Raw genomic sequence first — 22360 nt, 5'->3', positions numbered from 1 at the left:
CCGCGGAACCTTAGCCACGACCTCCGGATGCCGCTGCTGGGTGCGGCAGTCTGGCTCGGGGCGATCGCGGCGACCCGGCTCGGCGGCGTCGCCTACCTGCTGGTTCTCGCCGTCGCGGTGCTCCTGGGACGTCGTGCCCGGGTGGCCTCGGCAGGGCAGTGCCGGCTCTTCGCGGTCGTGGTCCTCCTCGGTACGACGGCCGTGACGGTGACGCTCCTGCGCCACGACGCGGTGCGGGGTTCGCCCGTCCACGCGCTGGCGGAGCAGCGGGCGACGGCCGAGGTCGTGGCCACCGTGATCTCCGACCCGCGGGTGGTCGCGACGCGCGCGGGACCCCGGGCCGTCGTACGGCTTCGGGTGGGGGAGGTGTCCTCCCGGCGCCACCGGCTCGAGGTCGGCGGCACGGTCGTCCTGATCGGCGACCCGGTCTGGACCGACGTCGCCCTCGGCGAGCGGGTCCGCACGGTCGGCCGGCTCGCCCCGGCCGACGACCCGGACACGCTGGCCCTCCTGACCGACGTCGGTACGCCTTACCGCCTCGCCCGGGCCAGCCCCTGGTGGCGGGCGTCGGGAGCGCTGCGGGCATCGATCCGCGACGCCGTCGCCCACCGGCCGCCGGAGCAGGCCGGACTGGTTCCCGCGCTGGTCGACGGTGACGACGCCGGTCTGCCCGCCGACCTCCAGGAGGACTTCCGCACGACCGGACTCACCCACCTGACCGCCGTCAGCGGGACGAACCTGACCCTCGTCGTAGGCGCCCTCCTGCTGGTGGCGCGCGCCGTTCGGGTGCGCAGCCGCTGGCTGGTCGTCGTCGGGCTGCTCGGGATCGCTGGCTTCGTCCTCCTGGCCCGGACCGAACCGAGCGTCCTGCGCGCAGCCGTGATGGGCGGGGTCGCCCTGTTCGCCTTCGGTCCGGACGGTCGCCGGCGCGGACTGCGCGCGCTCGGCGTCGCGGTGGCGGCGCTGGTGCTGGTCCAGCCGGGGCTGGCGCTGGCCCCCGGGTTCGCGCTGTCGGTGCTCGCCACCGGCGGGATCGTGCTCCTCGGCCTCCCGCTGGCCGCCGCCCTCGGGCGCTGGCTGCCGCGCGCCTTGGCCGAGGCGGTCGCGGTGCCGACGGCAGCACAGCTGGCCTGCACCCCGGTCATCGCCGTGCTCTCGGGCCAGGTCAGCCTCGTCGCCGTCGTCGCGAACCTCCTCGCCGGCCCCCTCGTCGCCCCGGCAACGGTGCTCGGGCTGGTCGGCGGGCTCGTCGGCCTGGTCTGGCCGGCCGGAGGCCGCCTCGCCGGTACGGCGGCCGCCTGGTGCGTCGCCGGACTGGTCGAGATCGCGGAGCGCGGAGCCGCCCTCCCGGGCGCCGCGGTCGGGTGGGGGAGCGGGCCGGTCGCGATCGGGCTCCTCGTGGTCCTGTGCCTCCTGCTCGCCGTCGCGCTGCCGGTGCTCGTCCGCCGGCCGGTCCTCGGTGTCGGACTCGCGGTGCTGCTCCTCCTCGTCGTCCTCGGCGTACCCGGACGGTTCTGGTCGCGGACGGGCCCCTGGCCACCGCCGGACTGGGTCCTCGTCGCCTGCGACGTGGGCCAGGGTGACGCCCTCGTGCTCAACGCCGGCCCCCGGGCCGCGATCGTGGTCGACGCCGGACCCGAACCCGATGCCGTCGACGACTGCCTCGACCGGCTCGACGTGGAACAGGTGCCGCTCGTCCTCCTCACCCACTTCCACGCCGACCACATCGACGGCCTGCCCGGGGTGCTCCACGACCGTCGGGTCGGCGCCATCGAGACCACCTCGGTCCGCGACCCACCCGCCGGCGCCGAGCTCGTCGACCGGACCGCCCGGGACGCGGGCGTCCCCGTCACGACGGCACCCTTCGGCAGCACCCGCCGGATCGGCGCCGCGACCCTCCAGGTCCTCCACCCCGCCGCGCCCGCCGCCGCACCCACCCGACGGAGCAGCCCCGCCGGCCCCGCCGGCTCCGCCAGCGACGACACCGACGGCAGCGCCGCCAACGACGCGAGCGTGGTGCTCCTGGTCGAGGTGGCGGGCGTCCGGATCCTGCTCACCGGCGACCTGGAACCAACCGGTCAGGCCGAGCTGGCCCAGCGGCTCCGGGGCGGCGTCGACCTCGACATCGACGTGCTCAAGGTGCCGCACCACGGCAGCTCCCACCAGGACCGCGACTGGCTCACCTCCCTGCACCCCGAGGTCGCGCTCATCTCGGTCGGCGCCGACAACGGCTACGGACACCCGGCGCCCGCCGTGGTCCAGGCGCTGCAGCAGGCCGGCGCGGAGGTCCGCCGTACCGACCGCGCGGGTGATCTCGCCGTCCTCGCGCCGGACTCCGGCGTCCCGGGCGGCCGGGTCACGGTGGCCACCCGGAGGTGATGTCGCCGGCGTGTGGGAAGGTGAGCGCATGCGGGCCGAGGACGTGCTGGGACGAGTCACGCTGGTCACCGGTAAGGAGGAGTTCCTCGGTGCGCGCACGGTCGACGAGGTCAAGGCGACGGTGCGCGGGTACGACGCGGAGGCGGAGTTCGCCGAGAGCGCTGCCTCCGAGCTGACCCTGGCCACGTTGGGCGAGATGTCGGCGCCGTCGCTGTTCTCGGCGGTGCGCTGCGTCGTGGTCCGCGGGCTGGAGAACCTGCCCGACGAGTCGGTCGAGGGGCTGCTGGGCTACGCCGCGCAGCCGGTCGACGACGTCGCGCTGGTCCTCGTGCACGGCGGTGGGCAGAAGGGCAGCGGCGTGCTGACCAAGCTGCGCAAGCTCGGGGCCGTCACCGAGCACAAGTCCGAGGAGCTCAAGCCGTCGGAGTTCGCCGGCTTCGTCGCCCACGAGGTACGCCGCTACGGCGCCACCATCGACCGCGAGGCCGCCGACGTCCTGATCGAGGCGATCGGCAAGGACCTGCGTTCCCTGGCCGGGGCGGCCCACCAGCTGACCAACGACTTCCCCGGCGGCCGGATCGGCGAGGCCGAGGTCCGCCGCTACTTCGGTGGCCGGGCCGAGGCGAAGTCCTTCGCCGTGGCGGATGCGGCCTTCGCGGGTCGCGACCGGGTCGCGCTCGAGGAGCTGCGGTGGGCGCTCGACTCGGGGACCGCGGCCGTCCTCATCACCTCCGCCTTCGCCGGCAGTGCCCGCGGCCTGGCTCGCCTGGTCAGCGCGCCCCGCGGGATGCGCGACGCGGACCTGGCCCGCGAGGTCGGGGTCCCGCCGTGGAAGCTGCGCTCCCTGCGCGACCAAGCCCGCGGCTGGTCCGAAGCAGGGTTGGCCCGCGCGATCCGCGCCGTGGCCCAGGCTGATGCCGACATCAAGGGCGCCGCGAGCGACGCCTCCTACGCGCTCGAGCGGCTGGTCCTGACGATCACCTCGCTGCGCCGCGCCTGAGACCCGCCGCGCTCGCGACCGGGCGCGCCGCCCACCGCACCCGAAAATCACGAAGGGAGCCCCCGGCGACGGGGACTCCCTTGACGTGATGGCTCAGGACCAGAGCCAGCAGGTTGCTCTCAGAGAGAGGCGGCCTGCTTCGTGATCGACGACTTGCGGTTCGCCGCCTGGTTCTTGTGGATGACGCCCTTGGAGGCGGCCTTGTCGAGCTTCTTGGTGGCCTCGCGGGCGAGGAGAGCAGCGTTCTCCTTGTCGCCGGCAGCGGCGGCCTCGCGGAACTTGCGGATGGCGGTCTTCAGGCCGGTCTTGACGGCCTTGTTGCGCTCGTGCCGCTTCTCGTTCTGCTTGTTGCGCTTGATCTGGCTCTTGATGTTCGCCACGTTTACTCGCCTCTGTTGTTCAAAGTGGATGCTGGTTCTGGTCCGGTGCGCGTCTCGGTCGCCGTGGTCCTGACCGTCGGAAGACGGGCAGGCGGGAACGCAGAGTCGCGACGAGCAAGGCTAACAGCGCGGTGAACGGCCGCCCAAATCCGGGCGCGGAGCGCTCAGCGGTCCCAGCCTCGTCGCTCGGCGAGCCAGTCGTCGAGGACGTCGCGCTGCCACGCCTGCGCCGTCCGCACGTACGGCGACGTGCGCGGCGTGGGCTGGGAGGCCGACAGCGTGAAGTACCCGAGGACGAGGGCCAGGAAGACGTCGAGGTGCTCGGGTGGCACGTCCGCGAGGAGAGGGTGCGCGGCGAGGTGGGCGTCGACGTCGAGGCCGTCGCCGCGGGGGCCGATGAGCAGGAGCAGCGAGTCGAGCCAGGCGGCGCCGCGGACGGGCCAGTTCCAGTCGCAGAGCAGCGCGGTGCCGTCGGGGCGGACCAGGATGTTGTCGTCGCGGACGTCGGTGTGGACGAGGGTCTCGCCGGCGACGACGTCGCCGTAGCGGGCGGTGAGCGCGGTGAGCTCGGCGGCGTGCGGGTGCTCGAGCCGGGTCCAGAGGGCCGGCCAGCTGCCGAACTCCTCCTCGGCGGTGGTCGTGAAGCAGGCCGGGGCGGGGGTCAGCAGCTCGGCGGTGGTGACGAGCAGGGCGGAGGCGGCGGCGAGGTCGGCGTCGGTCCAGGGGCGGTGGGGGGCGCGGGCCTCGACGTGCTCGGTGGCGAGGACGAACCACTCCTCGACCTCCTCGGCCCACAGCAGCCCCGGCGCCGGTACGGCGGCCGGCAGGCCGGCGAGCGCGACCGACTCCTCGCGGTAGGACTCGGCGAAGGGGCGCTGGGCCTTGACCGACGCCGCCTTCACGAACGCCCGGGTGCCGTCGGCGCAGGTGAGCACCGACGCGAACCCCGGGGTGAACCCACCGCCCTGCGAGACCGCCTTGACCACGGGCGCGCCGAGCCGCTGCTCGACGGCGCGCCGTACGAGCGGCGGCAGGTGGACCCACGCCAGGCGGCGCGCCGTCCGGCCGTGGGGGATGGTCGTCGGGAACACGCCCACATCATCGCGGGCGCGGCTCCCGACCGGGTCAGCGGCGCGCGGGGTCGAGCGTCCGGGTGTAGAGCGCGGCGCCGGCCACGTCGCGCAGCGTGACCGTGAGCTGGCCGGTCTGGCCGTCGACCTCGACCTCGCCGAAGAACTGGAAGCCCTGGGCCGGTGAGGCGTTGGGCGCCGGGGGCGCGGCGACGAACTCGGCGTGGGGGCCGAACGTGGCGTCGAGCGCGTTCGGGCCGAAGGCTCCGGCGTTGAGCGGGCCGGAGACGAACTCCCAGAACGGGTCGAAGTCCTGGTAGGCGGCGCGGTCGGGGGAGTAGTGGTGGGCCGCGGTGTAGTGCACGTCCGCGGTGAGCCATACGTGGTTGCGGATCCCGGCGCGCCGGAGCGCGGTCAGCACCCGGGCGATGTCGATCTCGCGGCCCAGCGGCGCGCCGGGGTCGCCCTGGGCGAGTCCCTCCTGCGCGGTCGGGCCGTCGGGGACGACGAGCCCGAGGGGCAGGTCGTTGGCGATCACCTTCCAGGTCGCCCGGGACCGCTGCAGCTCGCGGATCAGCCAGCGGGTCTGCCGCTCGCCGAGCACGCCGCCGTCGCCGGTCGTCTCGCGGTCGCCGGTGTTGGGGTCCTTGTGGGTGCGCATGTCGAGGACGAAGAGGTCGACGTGCTCGCCGTACGGGATCACCCGGTAGACCCGGCCGTCGGGGTCGGGCGAGATCGGCGCGACCGGCACGTACTCGTGGAAGGCACGGCGGGCTCGCGCGGCCAGGACGTCGACCCGCTTCTCGGTGTAGCGGGCGTCGTCGAGGATCTCGCCGGGGTACCAGTTGTTGGTGACCTCGTGGTCGTCCCACTGGGTGACCTGCGCGGTCTCGCCGAGGAAGGCGCGCCAGTTGTCGGCCATCAGGTTGTAGCGGTACTGGCCGCGGTACTCGGCGAGCGTCTCGGCGACCTTGGTCTTCTCCGGGATCACCAAGTTGCGCCAGGTGGAGCCGTCGGGGAGCGCGACGCTCGGCTGCACCGGGCCGTCGGCGTAGACATTGTCGCCGCTGCACAGGAAGAAGTCGGCCCGCCGGGCGCGCATCGCGTCGGCGATCCGGAAGCCGCCGAGGTCCGGGTTCACGCCCCACCCCTGGCCGGCGATGTCCCCGGACCACAGGAACCGTACGTCGTCGCCCCGGCGCGGTGCCGTGCGCAGCCGCCCGGTCGAGGGCGCGGAGACCGCCCGGTGGTCGTGGAGGTCGACGGCGCGGATCCGGTAGTGCAGGTCGGTGCTCGGCGGGAGCCCGTGCAGGGGGAAGGCGCCGGTGAGGTCGGTCCCCGGCGTGACCACCGGGCCGCGGACGGTGCGGACCTTGTGGAACGACGGGTCGCGGCTGATCTCGGCGACCAGGCGCGCGGGCCGGTCGGCGCGCGCCCAGAGCATTGCCGAGCCCGGCCGGACGTCGCCCGACTGGACGCCGAGGGTGAGCGCCGGGCGGTCCCGGTGCACGAGCAGGGGAGCGGCGGCGGCGCGGCCGCCGTACAGGGCGGCGGCGCCGGCCGCGCCGGCGCCGAGCAGCAGGTGCCGGCGGGAGGGGAGAGCCGAGGAGGCGGAGGAAGCCGAGGGGGCCGAGAGGTCCGAGGTCATGACGCCCAGCCCACCGGTTCCGGGCGAACGCGGGGGTGCCGGGCGGGCGATCCGGCGGTGAACCGCGGACGGCGAATTCTTGAACCCGCCCGACCCTGGAAGAATGGCCGGACCATGTCCGTCGCAGCCGCCGCCCCGCAGCCGGGTCACACCGACCCCGCGATCATCCGCAACTTCTGCATCATCGCGCACATCGACCACGGCAAGTCGACCCTCGCCGACCGGATGCTCCAGCTGACCGGTGTCGTGGGTGAGCGCGAGGCGAAGGCGCAGTACCTCGACCGGATGGACATCGAGCGCGAGCGCGGCATCACGATCAAGAGCCAGGCCGTCCGGATGCCCTGGACCGTCCAGGCCGACAACGAGGCGGGTGCCGAGCCGGGCACCTACGTCCTCAACATGATCGACACCCCGGGGCACGTCGACTTCACCTACGAGGTCTCCCGCTCGCTCCAGGCGTGCGAGGCCGCCGTCCTGCTGGTCGACGCCGCCCAGGGCATCGAGGCCCAGACGCTGGCGAACCTCTACCTCGCCATGGGCGCCGACCTGCACATCATCCCGGTGCTCAACAAGATCGACCTGCCCAGTGCCAACGTCGAGAAGTACGCCCTCGAGCTGGCCAACCTCGTCGGCTGCGAGCCCGAGGACGTGCTGCTCACCTCCGCCAAGACCGGGGTCGGCGTCGAGGCCCTGCTCAACGAGATCGTGAAGTCGGTCCCGGCCCCCGTCGGCGACGCCGCCGCCCCGGCCCGCGCCCTGATCTTCGACTCGGTCTACGACACCTACCGCGGCGTGGTGACCTACGTCCGGGTGGTCGACGGCGAGCTCTCCCACCGCGACAAGATCAAGATGATGTCGACCGGCGCGCTCCACGAGATGCTCGAGGTCGGCGTGATCAGCCCCGAGCCGATGAAGGCGGCCAAGCTCGGCGTCGGCGAGACCGGCTACCTGATCACCGGCGTGAAGGACGTGCGCCAGTCCCGCGTCGGTGACACCGTCACGGTCAACGGACGCCAGGCCGCCGAGCCGCTCGGCGGCTACGAGCACCCGAACCCGATGGTGTTCGCGGGCCTCTACCCGATCGACGGCGACGACTACCCGACGCTGCGCGACGCGCTCGAGAAGCTCCAGCTCAACGACGCGGCCCTGACCTTCGAGCCCGAGACCTCCGGCGCCCTCGGCTTCGGTTTCCGCTGCGGCTTCCTCGGCCTGCTCCACATGGAGATCACCCGCGAGCGGCTCGAGCGCGAGTTCAACCTCGACCTCATCTCGACCGCGCCGAACGTGGTCTACGAGGTGCACATGGAGGACGGCACCGTCCACATCGTCACCAACCCCAGCGAGTACCCCGAGGGCAAGATCGCCGAGGTCCGCGAGCCGGTCGTCAACGCCACGATCCTCGCGCCCGCCGACTACATCGGCACGATCATGGAGCTGTGCCAGCAGAAGCGCGGCAACCTCCTCGGCATGGACTACCTCTCCGAGGACCGCGTCGAGATGCGCTACACGCTGCCGATGGGCGAGATCGCCTTCGACTTCTTCGACCAGCTCAAGTCCAAGACCAAGGGCTACGCCTCGCTCAACTACGAGCGCTCCGGCGACCAGGCCTCCGACCTGGTCAAGGTCGACATCCTGCTCCAGGGCGAGCCGGTCGACGCCTTCTCCGCGATCGTCCACAAGGACGCGGCGTACTCCTACGGCGTGATGATGGCGGGCAAGCTCAAGGAGCTCATCCCCCGGCAGCAGTTCGAGGTGCCGATCCAGGCCGCGATCGGCGCCCGGGTGATCGCCCGCGAGAACATCCGCGCGATCCGCAAGGACGTGCTCGCCAAGTGCTACGGCGGTGACATCAGCCGCAAGCGCAAGCTGCTCGAGAAGCAGAAGGAAGGCAAGAAGCGGATGAAGATGGTCGGCCGGGTCGAGGTGCCCCAGGAGGCCTTCGTCGCCGCGCTGTCGACCACCGGACCGGCCGGCGACAAGCCGAAGAAGTGAGCCTGCGCCCGGTCCGCGACGACCAGTGGGATGTCGTCGCGTGGCTGTGGCAGGACTTCCGGCACGACCTCGGCGTCGTCGTCGACGGCTTCCCGTACGCCGACGGGCGCTACCGGCACGAGTGGCTCGACGAGTACCCCGCGCCCGACCGCCGCGGCTACCTGAGCTGGCGAGCGCACCCCGTCACCGGTGAGGACGCGCCCGTCGCGTTCGCGCTGGTGCGCGGGCTCGACGCGCCGAGCCGGATCATGCAGGCGTTCTTCGTCGTCCCGGCCGCGCGCCGCGACGGGTTCGCGCGGGACCTCGCACTCGAGGTCATCGGCCGGCACCCGGGGCCCTGGGAGATCCCGTTCCAGCACGACAACGAGCGGGCCGTCCGGTTCTGGCGCAAGGTCGCGACCGCGGCCTGGGGCACGGCGTGGACCGAGACCGAGGAGCCCGTGCCGGGCAAGCCCGGCGTCCCGCCCGACCACTGGATCCGGACGACGCCCCTCGTGCCCTAGGACGTCCACACCGCCGCGTCGTGCGCGAACAGCACCCGGCGGGGGTCGAAGGCGAGGATCCGCTCCATCCACGGGCTCGGGAGCGGGAGCGGCGGCTCGTGGCCGAGGGCGGCGGCCCGGGCCGCGAGGACGTCGGCGGACCACTGCGAGGCGGTGTCGTGGGCCTGTCCGGCCAGGACGACGGTGCCGTCGTCGCACGCGACGACCAGCGACTGGTGCCCGGCCACGTGCCCCGGCGTCGGTACGACGTGGACGCCCGCCGCGATCTCCGCCTCCCCGTCGAGCGTCTCGTAGCGAGCGCCGGCGAAGTCGACGAGCGCGGGGACCGTGTAGTCGGGCTGGGTCGCGTCGCGCGCGGTGGCCAGCTCGCGGCGCTGGACGACGATCGGGCGCCCGGCGAAGCGCGGGTTCTCGCCGATGTGGTCGAAGTGCAGGTGGCAGTTGACGACGATCGCGATGTCGTCGGGGCTCAGCCCGGCCGTCGCGAGCGCCGCCGCGACCGGCACCCGGCGCGGGCGGTAGTGCGCCTCGGTCTCCGGGCCGGCGTCGCCGAGGCCGGTGTCGAGCAGCAGGACGCCGGCCGGCGTCCGGACGACATAGCCGTGGACGGCCTCGACCCGCGGCTCGCCGGTCTCGGTCTCGGTGCCGGGCCGGACGAAGGTGCCGAGGTCGAGGCGGCGTACGTCGTCGGAGCGCATGACCTGCACGGTAGGCCAGTTGGGTGCTGTGCTGGGATGGTCGGGTGCCCGTGACCGTCCCGACCGAGCTCGACGAGCAGCGCCACCTCGGTCCCGAGTGGGCCGCGTGGCTCGACGGGCTGCCCGCGACGACGCAGGCCGTGCTCGACGCGTGGGAGCTCACGCCCGAGGGGGAGAGCTGGCACGGGTTCTGCTCGCTGGTGCTGCCGGTGACGACCGCCGACGGGACGCCGGCGGCGCTCAAGGTCGGCCTTCCCGACGACGAGTCCGAGCACGAGCACCTCGCGCTCCAGCGCTGGCGGGGCCGCGGCGCGGTCCGGCTGCTGCGCGCCGACCCCGGTCGCCGGGCGATGCTGCTGGAGCGGCTCGACCGCGAGGACCTCACCGAGAGCTGGGACGTCGAGGCGTGCGAGGTCGTCGCCGGTCTGTACGCCGGCCTGCACGTGCCGCCGATGCCGCAGCTGCGCGCCCAGGCGTCGTACGTCGAGCAGTGGGCGGACGCGCTGCGCCGCGACGCCAAGGACGTGCCGATCCCGCGCCGGCTCGTCGACCAGGCGCTCGGCCTCGCCCGCGAGCTCACCCAGGAGCCGGCCACGGCGGTCATCCACGCCGACCTCCACTACGGCAACGTGCTGCGCGGGCGCCGCGACGGCACGGACACCTGGCTGGTGATCGACCCCAAGCCGGCCAACGGCGACCCGCACTACGAGCTGGAGCCGATGCTGCGCGACCGCTTCGACGAGTACGCCGCCCCCGGCGCGTTCGGCTCGGTCCGTGACGGCATCCGCCGCCGGTTCCACACGATCGTCGATGCCGCGGGACTCGACGAGGACCGCGCCCGGGACTGGGCGATCGTGCGCTCGGTGCTCAACGCGCACTGGGCGCACGAGGACGCCGTCCGGGCCCATCGCCCGCTCGACGACGACGAGCGCGAGCACGTCACCGCCTGCATCACCGTCGCCAAAGCCGTCCAGGACTGAGCGGTGGGGGACAATCGAGGGGTGCCCCACGTCATCTCGATCAGCGTCGGCAGCCCGCAGCAGAAGGAGTGGGCCGGACTCGGCCGCACCTCCATCGACAAGCGCGCCGTGACCGGCCCGGTCGCCGTCGAGCCGCTCGGCCTCGCCGGCGACTCCGTCTGCGACACGAAGCACCACGGCGGCCCGGACCAGGCCGTCTACGCCTATGCCCGCGAGGACCTCGACTTCTGGGAGGCCGAGCTCGGCCTGCCGATCCGCGACGGCCAGTTCGGCGAGAACCTCACCACGTCCGGCCTCGACCTCAACGCGCTCGAGGTCGGCACCCGGCTCCAGGTCGGCGACCCGGCCGCGGGTGCGCTGTTCGAGGTCGCCTACGTCCGCACGCCCTGCAACGACTTCAAGGGCTGGATGGGGGAGAGCGGCTACGACCCGCGTGCCTGGGTCAAGCGCTTCACTGCGGCCGGTCGCCCGGGGCCGTACCTGCGGGTCCTCCGGCCCGGCACCATCGCGGCCGGCGACGCGGTCGAGGTGGTGCACGTGCCGGGGCACGGGATCACCGTCCGGGACATGTTCGTCGCGCTCAACACCGACCGCAGCCGGCTGCCCGAGCTGCTCGTGATCGACGGTCTGAGCGCCAAAGCGCGTGAGAAAGCGGAGGAATTCGTCCAGAGGACGGCGTCGCCGCTACCGCCAGTTGAACCAGTGATCTAGGTTACTGGTCAGTCACGCCGGTCTCGGACGAGCATGCAGGAGCGTCATGCCCATCAACCACGACACGAGTTTCCTCGATCACATGCCCCCGAACTGCGCGGTGCAGTTCCTCGACAGAGTCGAGAAGAGCGGTGAACGCGAGGCATTCCGCTTTCCGCGGGGGGACGACGCCTGGGAGTCGGTGACCTGGCGCCAGGCCGGGGACCGGGTACGCCGGCTCGCCGCCGGGCTCCTCGCGCTGGGCCTCGAGCCCGAGCAGCGGGTGGGCATCGCGTCCTCGACGCGCTACGAGTGGATCCTCGCCGACCTCGCCATCATGTGCGCCGGTGGTGCGACGACCACCGTCTACCCGTCGACGGGCGGCGAGGACACGGCGTACATCCTGGGTGACTCGGAGAGCCGGATCGTCTTCGCCGAGGACGAGTCCCAGCTGGCCAAGCTGCGCGACCACCGCGCCGAGCTGCCGGCCGTCGACAAGGTCGTGGTCTTCGACGCGAGCCTCGCCGACGGCGACTGGATCATCTCGCTCGACCAGCTGGCCGAGCTCGGCGACGGCTACCTCGCCGAGAACCCCGGCGCGGTCGAGCAGGTCGCCAAGGGCATCGCCCCCGACCAGCTCGCCACCCTGATCTACACCTCCGGCACCACGGGCAAGCCCAAGGGCGTGCGCACGCTCCACCGCGCCTGGGTGTTCGAGGGCGAGGCGATCAAGGTCCAGGACATCCTCCACGAGGACGACCTGCAGTTCCTGTGGCTGCCGATGGCCCACTCGTTCGGCAAGGTGCTGCTCTCGACCCAGCTCGCGTGCGGCTTCGCGACCGCCATCGACGGCCGCGTCGACAAGATCGTCGACAACCTCGGCATCGTGAAGCCGACGTTCATGGGCGCCGCGCCGCGCATCTTCGAGAAGGCGCACGCCCGGATCGTCACCATGCAGGCCGCCGAGGGCGGCGCCAAGGAGAAGATCTTCAAGAAGGCCTTCGCCGTCGGCATCAAGGTCGACGAGCTCCAGCGCCAGGGCAAGTCCGTCCCGCTGCTGCTCAAGCTCCAGCACGGCCTGTTCGACAAGCTGGTCTTCAGCAAGGTCCGGGACCGCTTCGGCGGCCGGGTGAAGTTCTTCATCTCCGGCTCGGCTGCGCTCAACGCCGACATCGCGGCGTGGTTCCACGCGGCCGGCGTCCTCATCCTCGAGGGCTACGGCATGACCGAGAACGCCGCGGGCGCGACGGTCAACCACCCCGACGCCTACAAGATCGGCAGCGTCGGTCAGGCCTTCCCGGGCACCGAGGTCCGCATCGGCGAGGGCGGCGAGGTCCAGCTCAAGGGCCCGCACGTCATGGCGGGCTACCACAACCGCGACGACGCGACCCGCGACGCCCTCACCGCCGACGGCTGGCTGCGCACCGGTGACAAGGGCGAGCTCGACGCCGAGGGCTTCCTGACCATCACCGGCCGGATCAAGGAGCTCTTCAAGACCTCCGGCGGCAAGTACATCGCCCCGCCCGCCATCGAGGCGAAGTTCAAGGCGATCTGCCCCTACGTCAGCCAGTTCATGGTCTTCGGCGCCGAGCGCAACTTCGTCTCGGCGCTGATCACCCTCGACCCCGACGCCATCGCGGGCTGGGCGGCCGAGAACGGCAAGTCCGGCGTGAGCTACACCGAGCTCGTCAACGACGAGGCGGTCAAGGCGATGGTCGGCGAGTACGTCGACGAGCTCAACACCCAGCTCAACCGCTGGGAGACGGTGAAGAAGTGGCGGCTGCTCGACCACGACCTCTCCATCGAGTCCGGCGAGCTCACCCCGTCGCTCAAGGTGAAGCGTGGCGTGGTCGAGGCCAACAACTCCGACCTGATCGCGAGCTTCTACGCGGGTTCCTGACCTCGTCACAGCAGGCGCACAGGGGGCGTGGCTTCACTGGCGGCATGAGCCACCACAGCCACCGAACCCACGTCCCCGGCGCTGACGAGACCGAGGAGCACGACCTCGGGCTGGCCCACGACCTGCCGAAGATCATGGCGCGTCGTGGGCTGCTCGGTCTTCTGGGCGGGGTGGGGGCCGCGGTCGCGCTGACGGCCTGCGGCTCCGACGACACCGCCACCAGCATCAACACGACGTCCTCCTCGGGGCCGTCCGGTCCGGGGGGGCGCGCCGCCCGCCGGTGGTGCCCCGGGCGGGGACACCAGCGTCGAGGTCGCCGAGGGGGAGATCCCCGAGGAGACCGCCGGTCCCTACCCGGGCGACGGGAGCAACGGGCCCAACGTGCTGACCGAGTCGGGCGTCGTGCGCAGCGACCTCACCTCCAGCTTCGGTACGGCGTCCGGTGTCGCCGCAGGCGTCCCGACGACGGTCAGGCTCAAGGTCTACGACCTCAACGGCGACACCGTCACCCCGCTCGCGGGCGCGGCGATCTACTTGTGGCACTGCGACCGCGAGGGCCGCTACTCGATGTACGACGACGCGATCGCCGACGAGAACTACCTGCGCGGCGTCCAGGAGGCCGATGCCGACGGCAACCTGACCTTCACCACGATCTTCCCGGCCTGCTACGCCGGACGCTGGCCGCACATGTACTTCGAGGTCTACGAGAGCCTGAAGGCGGCGACCAGCGCCGAGAACAAGCTGCGCACCTCACAGCTCGCGCTGCCCCAGGACGTGTGCGACACCGTCTACGCGACCGAGGGCTACGAGCAGAGCGTGACCAACCTGGCCCAGCTGAGCCTCGACAGCGACGGGATCTTCAGCGACGGCTACTCGCTGCAGCTGGCCAAGGTGACGGGTTCTGTCGAGGAGGGGTACACGGTCAGCCTGAACGTGCCGGTTTGAGCGGCTGGTTCGATGGGGGCATGACGCAGCACGACCACGATCTCGGACTCCGCCACGACCTGCCGCGGATCCTCCGCACCGGGCGTCGCGGACTGCTCGGCGTCGTCGGCGGGGTGGGTGCCCTCGCCGTCGCGGGCTGCGCCGCCGACGACAAGCCCACGGCGTCCAAGCCGACGTCCACGCCGCCGACCTCTCCGCCGGCCTCGCCGCCGTCCGGTCCGGCCGGGACGGCGACGGCCACCGCGACCGCGCACCCGATCGACCCGAAGGCCGGCGAGATCCCCGAGGAGACCCAGGGGCCCTTCCCCGGCAACGGCACCAACGGCCCCGACGTGCTCACCGAGGCGGGCGTCGTACGCCGCGACATCCGCGGCAGCTTCGGCCGCGCGTCGGGAGTGGCCGGCGGCGTCCCGGTGACGCTGCGGATGCGGATCTTCGACCTGGCCGGCACCGACGTCACGCCGCTGGCGGGCGCCGCGGTCTACGTCTGGCAGTGCGACCGCGAGGGGCGCTACTCGCTCTACAACGACGGCGCGCGCGACGAGAACTACCTGCGCGGGGTCCAGGAGGCCGACGCCGACGGCAACCTGGAGTTCGTCACCGTCTTCCCGGGCTGCTACCCGCAGCGCTGGCCGCACATCCACTTCGAGGTCTACGAGAGCCTCGCCCACGCCACCCGCGGCGCCGCCCCCAAGCTGCGCACCAGCCAGCTCGCGTTCCCGGCCGGCGTGTCCGCCGACGTCTACGCCTCGGCCGGCTACGGCGAGAGCGTGCCCAACTTCGAGGCGATCACGCTCGACTCCGACAGCATCTTCCGCGACGGCTACTCGCTGCAGATGGTGACCATGACCGGCTCGGTCGCCGACGGCTACGTCGCCACCCTCAACGTGCCGGTCTGACCCTCCGCCCGCCCGCCTGGGAGACTGGTCCGATGCCGTCCGCCCTGCCCGAAGGCGATCCCGCCCCCGCCGACGGGTCGCTCCCGCCCGCCGCGCTCGCCGAGCTCGGCCGGCGCCCGTTCGAGGTCTACGTGCACGTGCCCTTCTGCCGGGTGCGGTGCGGCTACTGCGACTTCAACACCTATACGGCCGAGGAGCTCGGGCCCGGCGTCAGCCGGGCGTCGTACGCCGAGCAGGCGGTGGCGGAGGTGCGGCTGGCCCGGCGCGTGCTCGGCGACGTGGACCGCCCGGTCGAGACCGTCTTCCTCGGCGGCGGGACGCCGACGCTGCTCCCGCCCGAGGACCTCGGCCGGATCATCGGGGCCATCGACGACGAGCTCGGGCTCGCCCCCGGCGCCGAGGTGACCACCGAGGCCAACCCCGACTCGGTCGACGCGGCCTACCTGGAGCGGCTGCGCGAGGCCGGCTTCACCCGCGTCTCGTTCGGCATGCAGTCGGCGGTGCCCCACGTGCTCGCGGTCCTCGACCGCACCCACGACCCGCTCCGGGTGCCGGGAGTCGTCGACGCGGCGCGCGCGGCGGGCTTCGACCAGATCAGCCTCGACCTCATCTACGGCACGCCGGGGGAGAGCGCGGCCGACTGGAGCACGACGCTCGACGCGGCGCTGGCGTGCGCGCCGGACCACGTGTCGGCGTACTCGCTGATCGTGGAGGACGGCACCGCCCTGGCCCGCCGGGTCCGCCGCGGCGAGCTGCCGATGCCCGACGACGACGACCTGGCCGACAAGTACCTCCAGGCCGACGAGCGCTTCGCCGCCGCCGGCCTGGGCTGGTACGAGGTCTCCAACTGGGCGCGCGACGACGCGGCCCGCTGCCGGCACAACATCGGCTACTGGACCGGCGCGGACTGGTGGGGGATCGGCCCCGGCGCCCACTCCCACGTCGGCGGCGTGCGCTGGTGGAACGTCAAGCACCCCAAGGCCTACGCCGGCCGGCTGGCCGACGGCGTCAGCCCGGCCCAGGCCCGCGAGGTCCTCGACGCCGAGACCCGGCGCGTGGAGCGCGTGCTTCTCGAGGTCCGGCTGCGCGACGGGCTGCTGGTCGCGGCCCTCGACGCGTCGGGGCTCGCCGAGCTGGACGGCCTGGTCGCCGACGGGCTCGTCGAGGACCGCGCCGAGCGGGTCGTGCTCACCCAGCGGGGTCGGCTGCTCGCCGACGGGGTGGTGCACCGGCTGCTGGCCTGAGCTCCAGCGCTCCGCTCGCCAGGGCGGCGCGGACCGCCGCGAGCGTCTCGGCGGGGGTGTGCTCCGTGGTGTCGAGGACGTGGCGCTCCAGCGGCCCGAGGTCGGCGAGCTGGTCCCACAGCGCGAGGACCGGGCCCTCGTCCACCAGTGCGTCCGGGCTGGTCCGGCGCTGGGCCCGGCGCAGCGTCTCGGCGCGGGAGGGGCGCAGCACGACGTAGTGGTGCCGGGCGTCCGTGGCGTCCTCAGCCTGCCGGAAGTGGTCGAGCATCCACGGGCCGATGATCCCGTCGACGACGGTCGTGAAGCCGCCCGCCGCATAGGCCGCGGCCGCGCGCTGGATGACCCGCAGCACGGTGTGGTTCTGTGCGTCCGACTCGGGGAGGTACGGCGCGATCGCGCCCGCGGCGATGAAGTGCCAGAAGTCGTCGGTGTGCAGGTGCACCGCCCGGTCGTAGGTCGTCGCCAGGGCCCGCGCGGTCGTCGACTTCCCCGCCCCGGGAGGACCGGTGAGCAGGATGATGTCGGCGCTCACCCGCGTCACGCTACAACCCGCGGCAGGCGGCCGGACTCTGAATATCAACTAACTGTAGTGTTACACTCGACTTTATGAAGAAGTCGGGACCCCTGATCGGCTACGTGCCGGGCGCCTTCGACCTGTTCCACATCGGACACCTCAACGCGCTGCGCCAGGCACGGCCGTGGTGCGACGTGCTGGTGGCGGGTGTGGTGGCCGACGAGGTGTGCCTGGAGACCAAGGGCGTCGTCCCGACCGTCCCGCTCGAGGAGCGGCTCGAGATCGTCGAGGCGATCGGCATCGTCGACGCCGTCTACGCCGAGCGCACCGCCGACAAGACCGACTCCTGGCGCGACGTGGGCTTCCACCGGATCTTCAAGGGTGACGACTGGGAGGGCACCGCCAAGGGCCGCCGGCTCGAGGAGCGGATGGCTGCCCTGGGGGTCGAGGTGACCTACTTCCCCTACACGCTCCAGACCTCCTCGACCGCGCTGCGCAAGGCGCTCGCGAGCCGCGGGGCGTCATGACCGTCGCCGTTTCCGACGACGGCCTGCTGGTACCCCCGGGCGGAAGCCCTCTCGTGGTCGAGATCGACGGCCACTACGTGTGGTCGCTGACGCCCGCGCGCGACGGGGCGCCGGCGGCCGGGGGAGTGCTCGTGCCCTGGCCCGGTGTGCTCCGGCCGTACCTCAGCGGGCGCGGCCGGGTCCGGGTGACCGACCCGACCGGTTCCGCCGTCCTGTACGACGACGAGGTCGGTCTCGGCGGCGGGGACGGCTCGCTCGCCGTGGTCGATCGCGCCGGGCACCGGCTCAGCGTCGACAAGGTGGGCCACCTGGCCCGCTCGTTCGCCGACACCGACGAGCAGGTCCGCGAGGAGATCCTCGCCGGCACCCGGCGCGCGATCGACGACCTGCGCGAGCACGCCGGCGTGGCGGCGTACCTGAACTACGGGGCGCTGCTCGGCGCGGTCCGCGAGGGCCGGATGCTCGCGCACGACTCCGACACCGACCTGTGCTACCTGTCCGCGCACACGAGCCCGGCCGACATCGTCGCCGAGTCCTACCGGATCACCCGGGCGATGCGGGCCCAGGGCTGGCGGCTGCTGCGGATGTCCGGCGGCGACGTCAAGCTGCTGCTGCCGCTGTCCGACGGACGGGTCTGCCACATCGACGTCTTCGCCGCGTTCCACGTCGGCGAGACGTTCTTCCAGCTCGGCAACCGCAGCGGGGACCTGCCGCGCTCGGCGATCGAGCCGTTCTCGACGATCGAGCTGCACGGTCACGAGTTCCCGGTCCCGCGCGACCCGGAGGCGATGCTCGCGTTCCTCTACGGCCCGCAGTGGCGCACCCCGGACCCGTCGTTCCGCTACGCCGACCCGCCCGCGGGCGTGCGCCGCCTCGACGGCTGGCTGCGCGGCTTCCGCACCGAGATGGGACGCTGGACCGAGCTCTACAACGGACCACGGCGCTCCGCGGTGCCGGCCGGGCCGTCGGCCTTCGCCGAGTGGGTCGCGCCGCAGCTCGGCGACGGGCGTGCGGTGCTCGACGTGGGGGCCGGCACCGGGCGGGACGCGCTGTGGTTCGCGCGGTCGGGACGTCGTACGGGGGCGGTGGACTTCTCCCGGGGTAGCCTGGGTGTGGTCCGCCGGCGGGCGAAGCGCCGCGGGCTGGAGGTCGAGGTCGACCAGCTGATCCTCGGTGAGCTGCGCTCCACGCTGGCCCACGGCACCCGGCTCGCCCGGGACCCGCACGACCTGTACGCCCGCCACCTCGTCGGCTGCCTCGACGCGGCCGCGCTCGACCAGCTCTGGCTGCTCGCCCGGATGGCCCTGCGCCCCGGCGGCGGGCGGCTGTTCCTCGAGCTCGCCGCCGGGGAGCCGAGCCCGGGCGACGGGCTGGTCCGCCGTACCCCGGTCGAGGTGGTGCGCCGCGGGATCGAGTCCTCCGGCGGCGTCGTCGAGCACCTGACCGTGGGTCCCGGCGAGGACATGTTCGACCTGCCCGACCCGGCCGTGTGCCGGATCCGCGCCGCCTGGCCGGCGCCCGATCACCAGGAGAAGCGATGACGACGACCGAGCTGGCCCACCGCGTCCGGGCGAAGATCCGCGAGCGCGGGACCCTGCGCGAGCGGGTGCGCGTGCTGGAGGCCGAGGTGCAGGAGAACCGTCAGCTCAACCGGCGTATCGCCGAGCTGACCGACGTGGTGACCGAGCTGCTGATCCCGATCGAGGCGCGGGACCAGGCGCGGGTCGACGAGGTGCTGGGGCGGTTCCGGACCGGCCTCTAGGGCTGGCAATTGGGCAGAAACCGCAGCCCCGCGGCCCGTTTCGGCCAGGTTTGGTCCCAAACCGCAAGGTGGTCTGACAATCGGATGGTCAGGCCTGGGTCACGAAGTCGATCAGCTCCTCGACCCGTCCGAGCAGGGCCGGGTCGAGGTCCTGGAACCCACGGACGCCGCCGAGGATGTGCTTCCACGCCCGCGCGATGTCGGCCTGGTCGCGGTGCGGCCAGCCGAGCTGCTGGCAGGTGCCCTTCTTCCAGTCGATGCCCTTGGGCACCTTCGGCCACGTCTCGAACCCGAGCCGCGACGGCTTGACCGCCTCCCAGATGTCGATGAACGGGTGGCCGACGATCAGCACGTCCTTGCCGACGGGCGACTTCATGATGTTCTGCGCGATCCGGCTCTCCTTCGAGCCGGGGACCAGGTGGTCGACGAGGACGCCGACGCGCCGGTTGGGCGCGGGCCTGAAGTCGCGCAGGTGGTCGGCGAGGTCGTCGACACCGCCGAGGTACTCCACGACCACGCCCTCGATGCGCAGGTCGTCGCCCCAGACCTTCTCGACCAGCTCGGCGTCGTGCCGGCCCTCGACGAAGATCCGGCTCGCCCGGGCCACCCGGGCCTTGGCGTCGTGGACGGCGATCGAGCCGCTGGCGGTGCGGGTCGGCTTGACCGGGCCGGCGTTGGTGACGGGCGGGACCAGGATGACCGGCTTGCCCTCCAGCAGGAAGCCGGTGCCCAGCGGGAACGTACGCCGCTTCATCCGGCGGTCCTCGAGGGTCACCGTGTCGAGGTCGCGGTCGACGGCGACGATCTCGCCGCACCAGTCGGTGGTGACCTCCTCGACCACGAGGCCGAGGTCGGCGGGTGTCTCCACGGCCCGGCCCCGCTTGGGGACCTTCCAGTCGCCTGACAGCACGTCGGTCCCATAGCGATCCACGACGAACCACCCTAGGTCGAGCGGGCCTCCGTGCCGGGCTGGGACACGCGGCGCGCGGCGCTCAGTCCCGCCCGGATCGCGACGACCGCGTCGGGGTGGACGCGGGTCAGCAGCAGGAGGTCGCCCCGCTGGGTGAGGCCGACGGTGTTGAGCAGGCTGTTGCCGATGCCGAGGGCGATGCCCCCGACGGTGAGGCTGAGGAAGGCGGCCGAGTGCGGGATGCCGGCCACGGACGCCCAGCAGGCCAGGATCACACCGATCAGCGCGACCAGCACGGCGGTCCGGCGGATCCGCCGCCAGCGGTCCCAGTGGCGGTGCAGGAACGGCACCTCGACCCGGTAGCGCCGGGCGGCCATGCTGCTGGCCCACAGCCAGCCGATGACGGTGAAGAGGATCAGCACGTTGACCCAGGGCGGCGTCGTGCTGCCGCGGAGGACGACGAACTCGCGGGTGCGGATGCCGGTCTTGACGCACACCTCGCCCGGCACGGCGATCTCGCCGCCCACGTGACCGATCACGACCGCTGCCATGGACGCACCCTAGGCGGTCTGGGCGGCCTCCGGGGTGCTGTTCCCCGGGACCGGGACGCGCTCAGGCCAGCGGGAGCTGCCGGCGGACCGGGGGCAGCTGCGCGTAGCCGCGCGGGATCGCGTGGTGCAGCGCCTCGGCCGGGTAGGGCCACTCCGCCGCCGCGGCGGCCTCGGCTTCCGGCACCCCGCGCGTGGCGAGGTCGCGGATCGTCTCGGCGACCGCACGCAGGTCGTCGCACTGGTCCTCGACGAAGCGGCGGTCGACCACCTTCCCGTGCCCCGGTACGACGACCGTGCCCGGCGTGGTCAGCCCCAGCACGAGGTCGAGCGTGGCCGGCCAGTCCAGCGGGTAGCAGTCACCGCCCATGGCCGGCGGCGCCGACTCCTCGACCAGGTCGCCGGCGAGCAGCACGTCGGCGTCCGGCACCCGGACGACGAGGTCGCCCGCGGTGTGCCCGCGGCCCAGGTGGGCGAGCTCGAGCTGGCGGTCGCCGAGGTCGATCACGGCGGCGCTGGCGAAGGTGGTGTCGGCGGGCGGGGCCGCGGGGTCGGTTCGGGCGGCGGCCTCCTCGGTCGCGTGGACCGGGATGCCGTCGTACCGGTCGCGGAAGGTGCCGTTGCCGAGCACGTGGTCGAAGTGGTCGTGGGTGTTGACCACCGCGACGACCTGACCCGCGCCGAGGTCGCCGATCGCGGCGATCGCGGCCCGCGCCTCCGCGGCGCTGGCGAGGGTGTCGACCACGACGAGGCCGCGCTCACCTCCGACGACGACCAGGTTGACGTCGTACGAGGGGACGCGGCGGACCCAGACCCGGTCGGCTACCTCGGTGAATGCAGGCACGGGCCTACGGTAGCGAGCCCGTCGGCTCAGCAGAGTCCGGCGTGGAGCTCGGAGCGGAGCATCTCGCCGAGCTCCTGGGTGGAGGCGGCGGGGCGGGGGAAGTGGAGGTCGGTGGTGTGGGCGCCGGTGGGGTCGACCCACTGGAGGGTGACGCCGTCGGGGCGCAGGCCGGCCAGGTGGACGCCGAGGACCTCGCCGAGGCGGGTCTGGGTGAGGGTGGCGATGGCGCGGCGCAGCTCGTCCTGGTGGCACAGGTTGGCGTGCTCGGTCGAGCGCTGGAGGAAGCCGCGGTTGAGGTCGTGGTCGGGGGAGGTGAAGGCCCCGAGCGGCACCCGGATCCGGACGGCTTCCGGTGCGCCGGGCGCCACGGCCGGGAGGCCGGTGCGGGTGAGGAGGACGAAGTCGAGGTGCAGCGCGATCCGCATCCGGACCTCGTCGCAGCACTCGCACTGCTCGAGCCCGACCGCGTCCAGGCGCCCGGAGAGGGTCAGGGTGGCGTCGCGGTCGGCGGAGCCCTCGGCGCCCAGGCCGCTGCCGAGGGTGAGCAGGGCGCCGCGGCGGTCGGTGGCGGCCAGGGCGAGCGCGGAGCCGGCCGGGCAGCTGAAGACCGGGCGGCCGCTGTGGTCCTGCATCTCCAGGCGGTCCTGGTCGAGACCGTCGGTGACGTCGTCGATCCCGTCGACGACGAGCTGCACGTCGCGCGGGCAGGCGAGGATGCTGCGCGCCGCGGCCGCGAGCCGCTGGGCGTCGAGCCGGGTGGTCTCGGTGTGGGTCCCGGGGTCGAGGGTCACGTGCCGCTCCTTCGCCGTCGTTCGTGCTTGCTTAGGTGAGCCTAACCTACACAACCTCCGGTGGCCAGGGTCCGTCCTTTCGTGGACCGCGGCGGTAGCATTGGCACTCACTGCGGTGGAGTGCCAAGTGGTGCTC

22 protein-coding genes are annotated in these 22360 nt (G+C 73.0%); 13 read left to right on the top strand and 9 right to left on the bottom strand.

Features of this window, described 5'->3' with window-relative positions:
- Nucleotides 1-27: 27 nt before the first annotated feature.
- Both M0M48_RS14670 and holA read left to right on the top strand, forming a co-directional pair.
- Nucleotides 28-2379 carry a ComEC/Rec2 family competence protein gene (locus tag M0M48_RS14670; RefSeq protein ID WP_257751710.1) on the top strand — a complete coding sequence of 784 codons (2352 nt, stop codon included), beginning with the start codon at nt 28-30 and terminating at the stop codon, nt 2377-2379.
- Between the two features lie 28 nt (nt 2380-2407).
- A complete protein-coding gene (holA, locus tag M0M48_RS14665; protein WP_215816871.1) occupies nt 2408-3379 on the top strand; it encodes a DNA polymerase III subunit delta in 972 nt (323 codons plus the stop codon).
- A 119-nt stretch (nt 3380-3498) separates the two neighbouring features.
- On the opposite strand, the gene rpsT is transcribed toward holA, so the two are convergent.
- The 3 genes from rpsT to M0M48_RS14650 all read right to left on the bottom strand — a co-directional run bounded on the left by rpsT (nt 3499) and on the right by M0M48_RS14650 (nt 6477).
- A complete protein-coding gene (gene rpsT, locus M0M48_RS14660) occupies nt 3499-3759 on the bottom strand; it encodes a 30S ribosomal protein S20 (RefSeq protein ID WP_215816870.1) in 261 nt (86 codons plus the stop codon).
- 164 nt (nt 3760-3923) lie between these two features.
- Nucleotides 3924-4850: a hypothetical protein gene (locus M0M48_RS14655; RefSeq protein WP_257751709.1), complete on the bottom strand. Its 927-nt coding sequence runs from the start codon at nt 4848-4850 to the stop codon at nt 3924-3926.
- A 34-nt stretch (nt 4851-4884) separates the two neighbouring features.
- Nucleotides 4885-6477: an alkaline phosphatase D family protein gene (locus M0M48_RS14650; protein WP_257751708.1), complete on the bottom strand. Its 1593-nt coding sequence runs from the start codon at nt 6475-6477 to the stop codon at nt 4885-4887.
- Nucleotides 6478-6591: 114 nt separating this feature from the next.
- On the opposite strand from M0M48_RS14650, the gene lepA reads away from it, so the two are divergent.
- Both lepA and M0M48_RS14640 read left to right on the top strand, forming a co-directional pair.
- Entirely contained in the window at nt 6592-8469 is a 1878-nt protein-coding gene (gene lepA / locus M0M48_RS14645; RefSeq protein ID WP_257751707.1) for a translation elongation factor 4, read from the top strand.
- Entirely contained in the window at nt 8466-8972 is a 507-nt protein-coding gene (locus M0M48_RS14640; RefSeq protein WP_257751706.1) for a GNAT family N-acetyltransferase, read from the top strand. The genes lepA and M0M48_RS14640 overlap by 4 nt, the downstream gene beginning before the upstream one ends.
- Here the strand turns inward: M0M48_RS14640 and M0M48_RS14635 are convergent.
- Nucleotides 8969-9670, bottom strand: coding sequence for an N-acyl homoserine lactonase family protein (locus tag M0M48_RS14635; protein ID WP_257751705.1), 702 nt, complete (start codon nt 9668-9670; stop codon nt 8969-8971). The genes M0M48_RS14640 and M0M48_RS14635 overlap by 4 nt on opposite strands.
- Before the next feature lie 44 nt (nt 9671-9714).
- Between M0M48_RS14635 and M0M48_RS14630 the strand changes: the two genes are divergently transcribed.
- The 6 genes from M0M48_RS14630 to hemW all read left to right on the top strand — a co-directional run bounded on the left by M0M48_RS14630 (nt 9715) and on the right by hemW (nt 16328).
- A complete protein-coding gene (locus M0M48_RS14630) occupies nt 9715-10650 on the top strand; it encodes an aminoglycoside phosphotransferase family protein (protein ID WP_257751704.1) in 936 nt (311 codons plus the stop codon).
- A 21-nt stretch (nt 10651-10671) separates the two neighbouring features.
- Complete coding sequence (locus M0M48_RS14625) at nt 10672-11361, top strand: MOSC domain-containing protein (protein WP_215816864.1); 690 nt, start codon at nt 10672-10674, stop codon at nt 11359-11361.
- A 46-nt stretch (nt 11362-11407) separates the two neighbouring features.
- On the top strand, nt 11408-13240 hold the full coding sequence (locus M0M48_RS14620) for an AMP-dependent synthetase/ligase (protein ID WP_215816863.1): 1833 nt from the start codon (nt 11408-11410) through the stop codon (nt 13238-13240).
- A 381-nt stretch (nt 13241-13621) separates the two neighbouring features.
- Nucleotides 13622-14185, top strand: a complete 564-nt coding sequence (locus tag M0M48_RS14615) for a dioxygenase family protein (RefSeq protein ID WP_257751703.1) — start codon at nt 13622-13624, stop codon at nt 14183-14185.
- Between the two features lie 20 nt (nt 14186-14205).
- On the top strand, nt 14206-15084 hold the full coding sequence (locus tag M0M48_RS14610; RefSeq protein ID WP_257751702.1) for a dioxygenase family protein: 879 nt from the start codon (nt 14206-14208) through the stop codon (nt 15082-15084).
- A gap of 32 nt (nt 15085-15116) precedes the next feature.
- On the top strand, nt 15117-16328 hold the full coding sequence (hemW, locus tag M0M48_RS14605) for a radical SAM family heme chaperone HemW (RefSeq protein ID WP_257751701.1): 1212 nt from the start codon (nt 15117-15119) through the stop codon (nt 16326-16328).
- Here the strand turns inward: hemW and M0M48_RS14600 are convergent.
- Complete coding sequence (locus tag M0M48_RS14600) at nt 16273-16860, bottom strand: AAA family ATPase (RefSeq protein WP_257751700.1); 588 nt, start codon at nt 16858-16860, stop codon at nt 16273-16275. The genes hemW and M0M48_RS14600 overlap by 56 nt on opposite strands.
- Before the next feature lie 74 nt (nt 16861-16934).
- On the opposite strand from M0M48_RS14600, the gene M0M48_RS14595 reads away from it, so the two are divergent.
- From M0M48_RS14595 to M0M48_RS14585, 3 genes are read left to right on the top strand one after another with little or no spacing between them, the layout of a single operon-like run.
- Nucleotides 16935-17369 carry an adenylyltransferase/cytidyltransferase family protein gene (locus M0M48_RS14595; RefSeq protein ID WP_215816858.1) on the top strand — a complete coding sequence of 145 codons (435 nt, stop codon included), beginning with the start codon at nt 16935-16937 and terminating at the stop codon, nt 17367-17369.
- Nucleotides 17366-18910 carry a class I SAM-dependent methyltransferase gene (locus tag M0M48_RS14590; protein ID WP_257751699.1) on the top strand — a complete coding sequence of 515 codons (1545 nt, stop codon included), beginning with the start codon at nt 17366-17368 and terminating at the stop codon, nt 18908-18910. The genes M0M48_RS14595 and M0M48_RS14590 overlap by 4 nt, the downstream gene beginning before the upstream one ends.
- Nucleotides 18907-19131, top strand: a complete 225-nt coding sequence (locus M0M48_RS14585; RefSeq protein ID WP_252373854.1) for a DUF6752 domain-containing protein — start codon at nt 18907-18909, stop codon at nt 19129-19131. The genes M0M48_RS14590 and M0M48_RS14585 overlap by 4 nt, the downstream gene beginning before the upstream one ends.
- Before the next feature lie 88 nt (nt 19132-19219).
- Here M0M48_RS14585 and M0M48_RS14580 read toward each other — a convergent pair whose 3' ends face one another.
- The 4 genes from M0M48_RS14580 to M0M48_RS14565 all read right to left on the bottom strand — a co-directional run bounded on the left by M0M48_RS14580 (nt 19220) and on the right by M0M48_RS14565 (nt 22224).
- A complete protein-coding gene (locus tag M0M48_RS14580; protein ID WP_257751698.1) occupies nt 19220-20062 on the bottom strand; it encodes a DUF3097 domain-containing protein in 843 nt (280 codons plus the stop codon).
- Nucleotides 20063-20073: 11 nt separating this feature from the next.
- Nucleotides 20074-20592 carry a hypothetical protein gene (locus M0M48_RS14575; protein ID WP_257751697.1) on the bottom strand — a complete coding sequence of 173 codons (519 nt, stop codon included), beginning with the start codon at nt 20590-20592 and terminating at the stop codon, nt 20074-20076.
- 61 nt (nt 20593-20653) lie between these two features.
- On the bottom strand, nt 20654-21433 hold the full coding sequence (locus M0M48_RS14570; RefSeq protein WP_257751696.1) for an MBL fold metallo-hydrolase: 780 nt from the start codon (nt 21431-21433) through the stop codon (nt 20654-20656).
- Nucleotides 21434-21459: 26 nt separating this feature from the next.
- Nucleotides 21460-22224 (bottom strand): hypothetical protein, encoded by a 765-nt coding sequence (locus M0M48_RS14565; protein WP_257751695.1) that lies wholly within the window; start codon nt 22222-22224, stop codon nt 21460-21462.
- Nucleotides 22225-22360 lie beyond the last annotated feature (136 nt).

The sequence above is a fragment of the Pimelobacter simplex genome, assembly GCF_024662235.1.
Classification (GTDB): domain Bacteria; phylum Actinomycetota; class Actinomycetes; order Propionibacteriales; family Nocardioidaceae; genus Nocardioides.
Note: the sequence above shows the minus strand (reverse complement) of the source record. Positions and strands in the feature narration are given on the sequence as shown.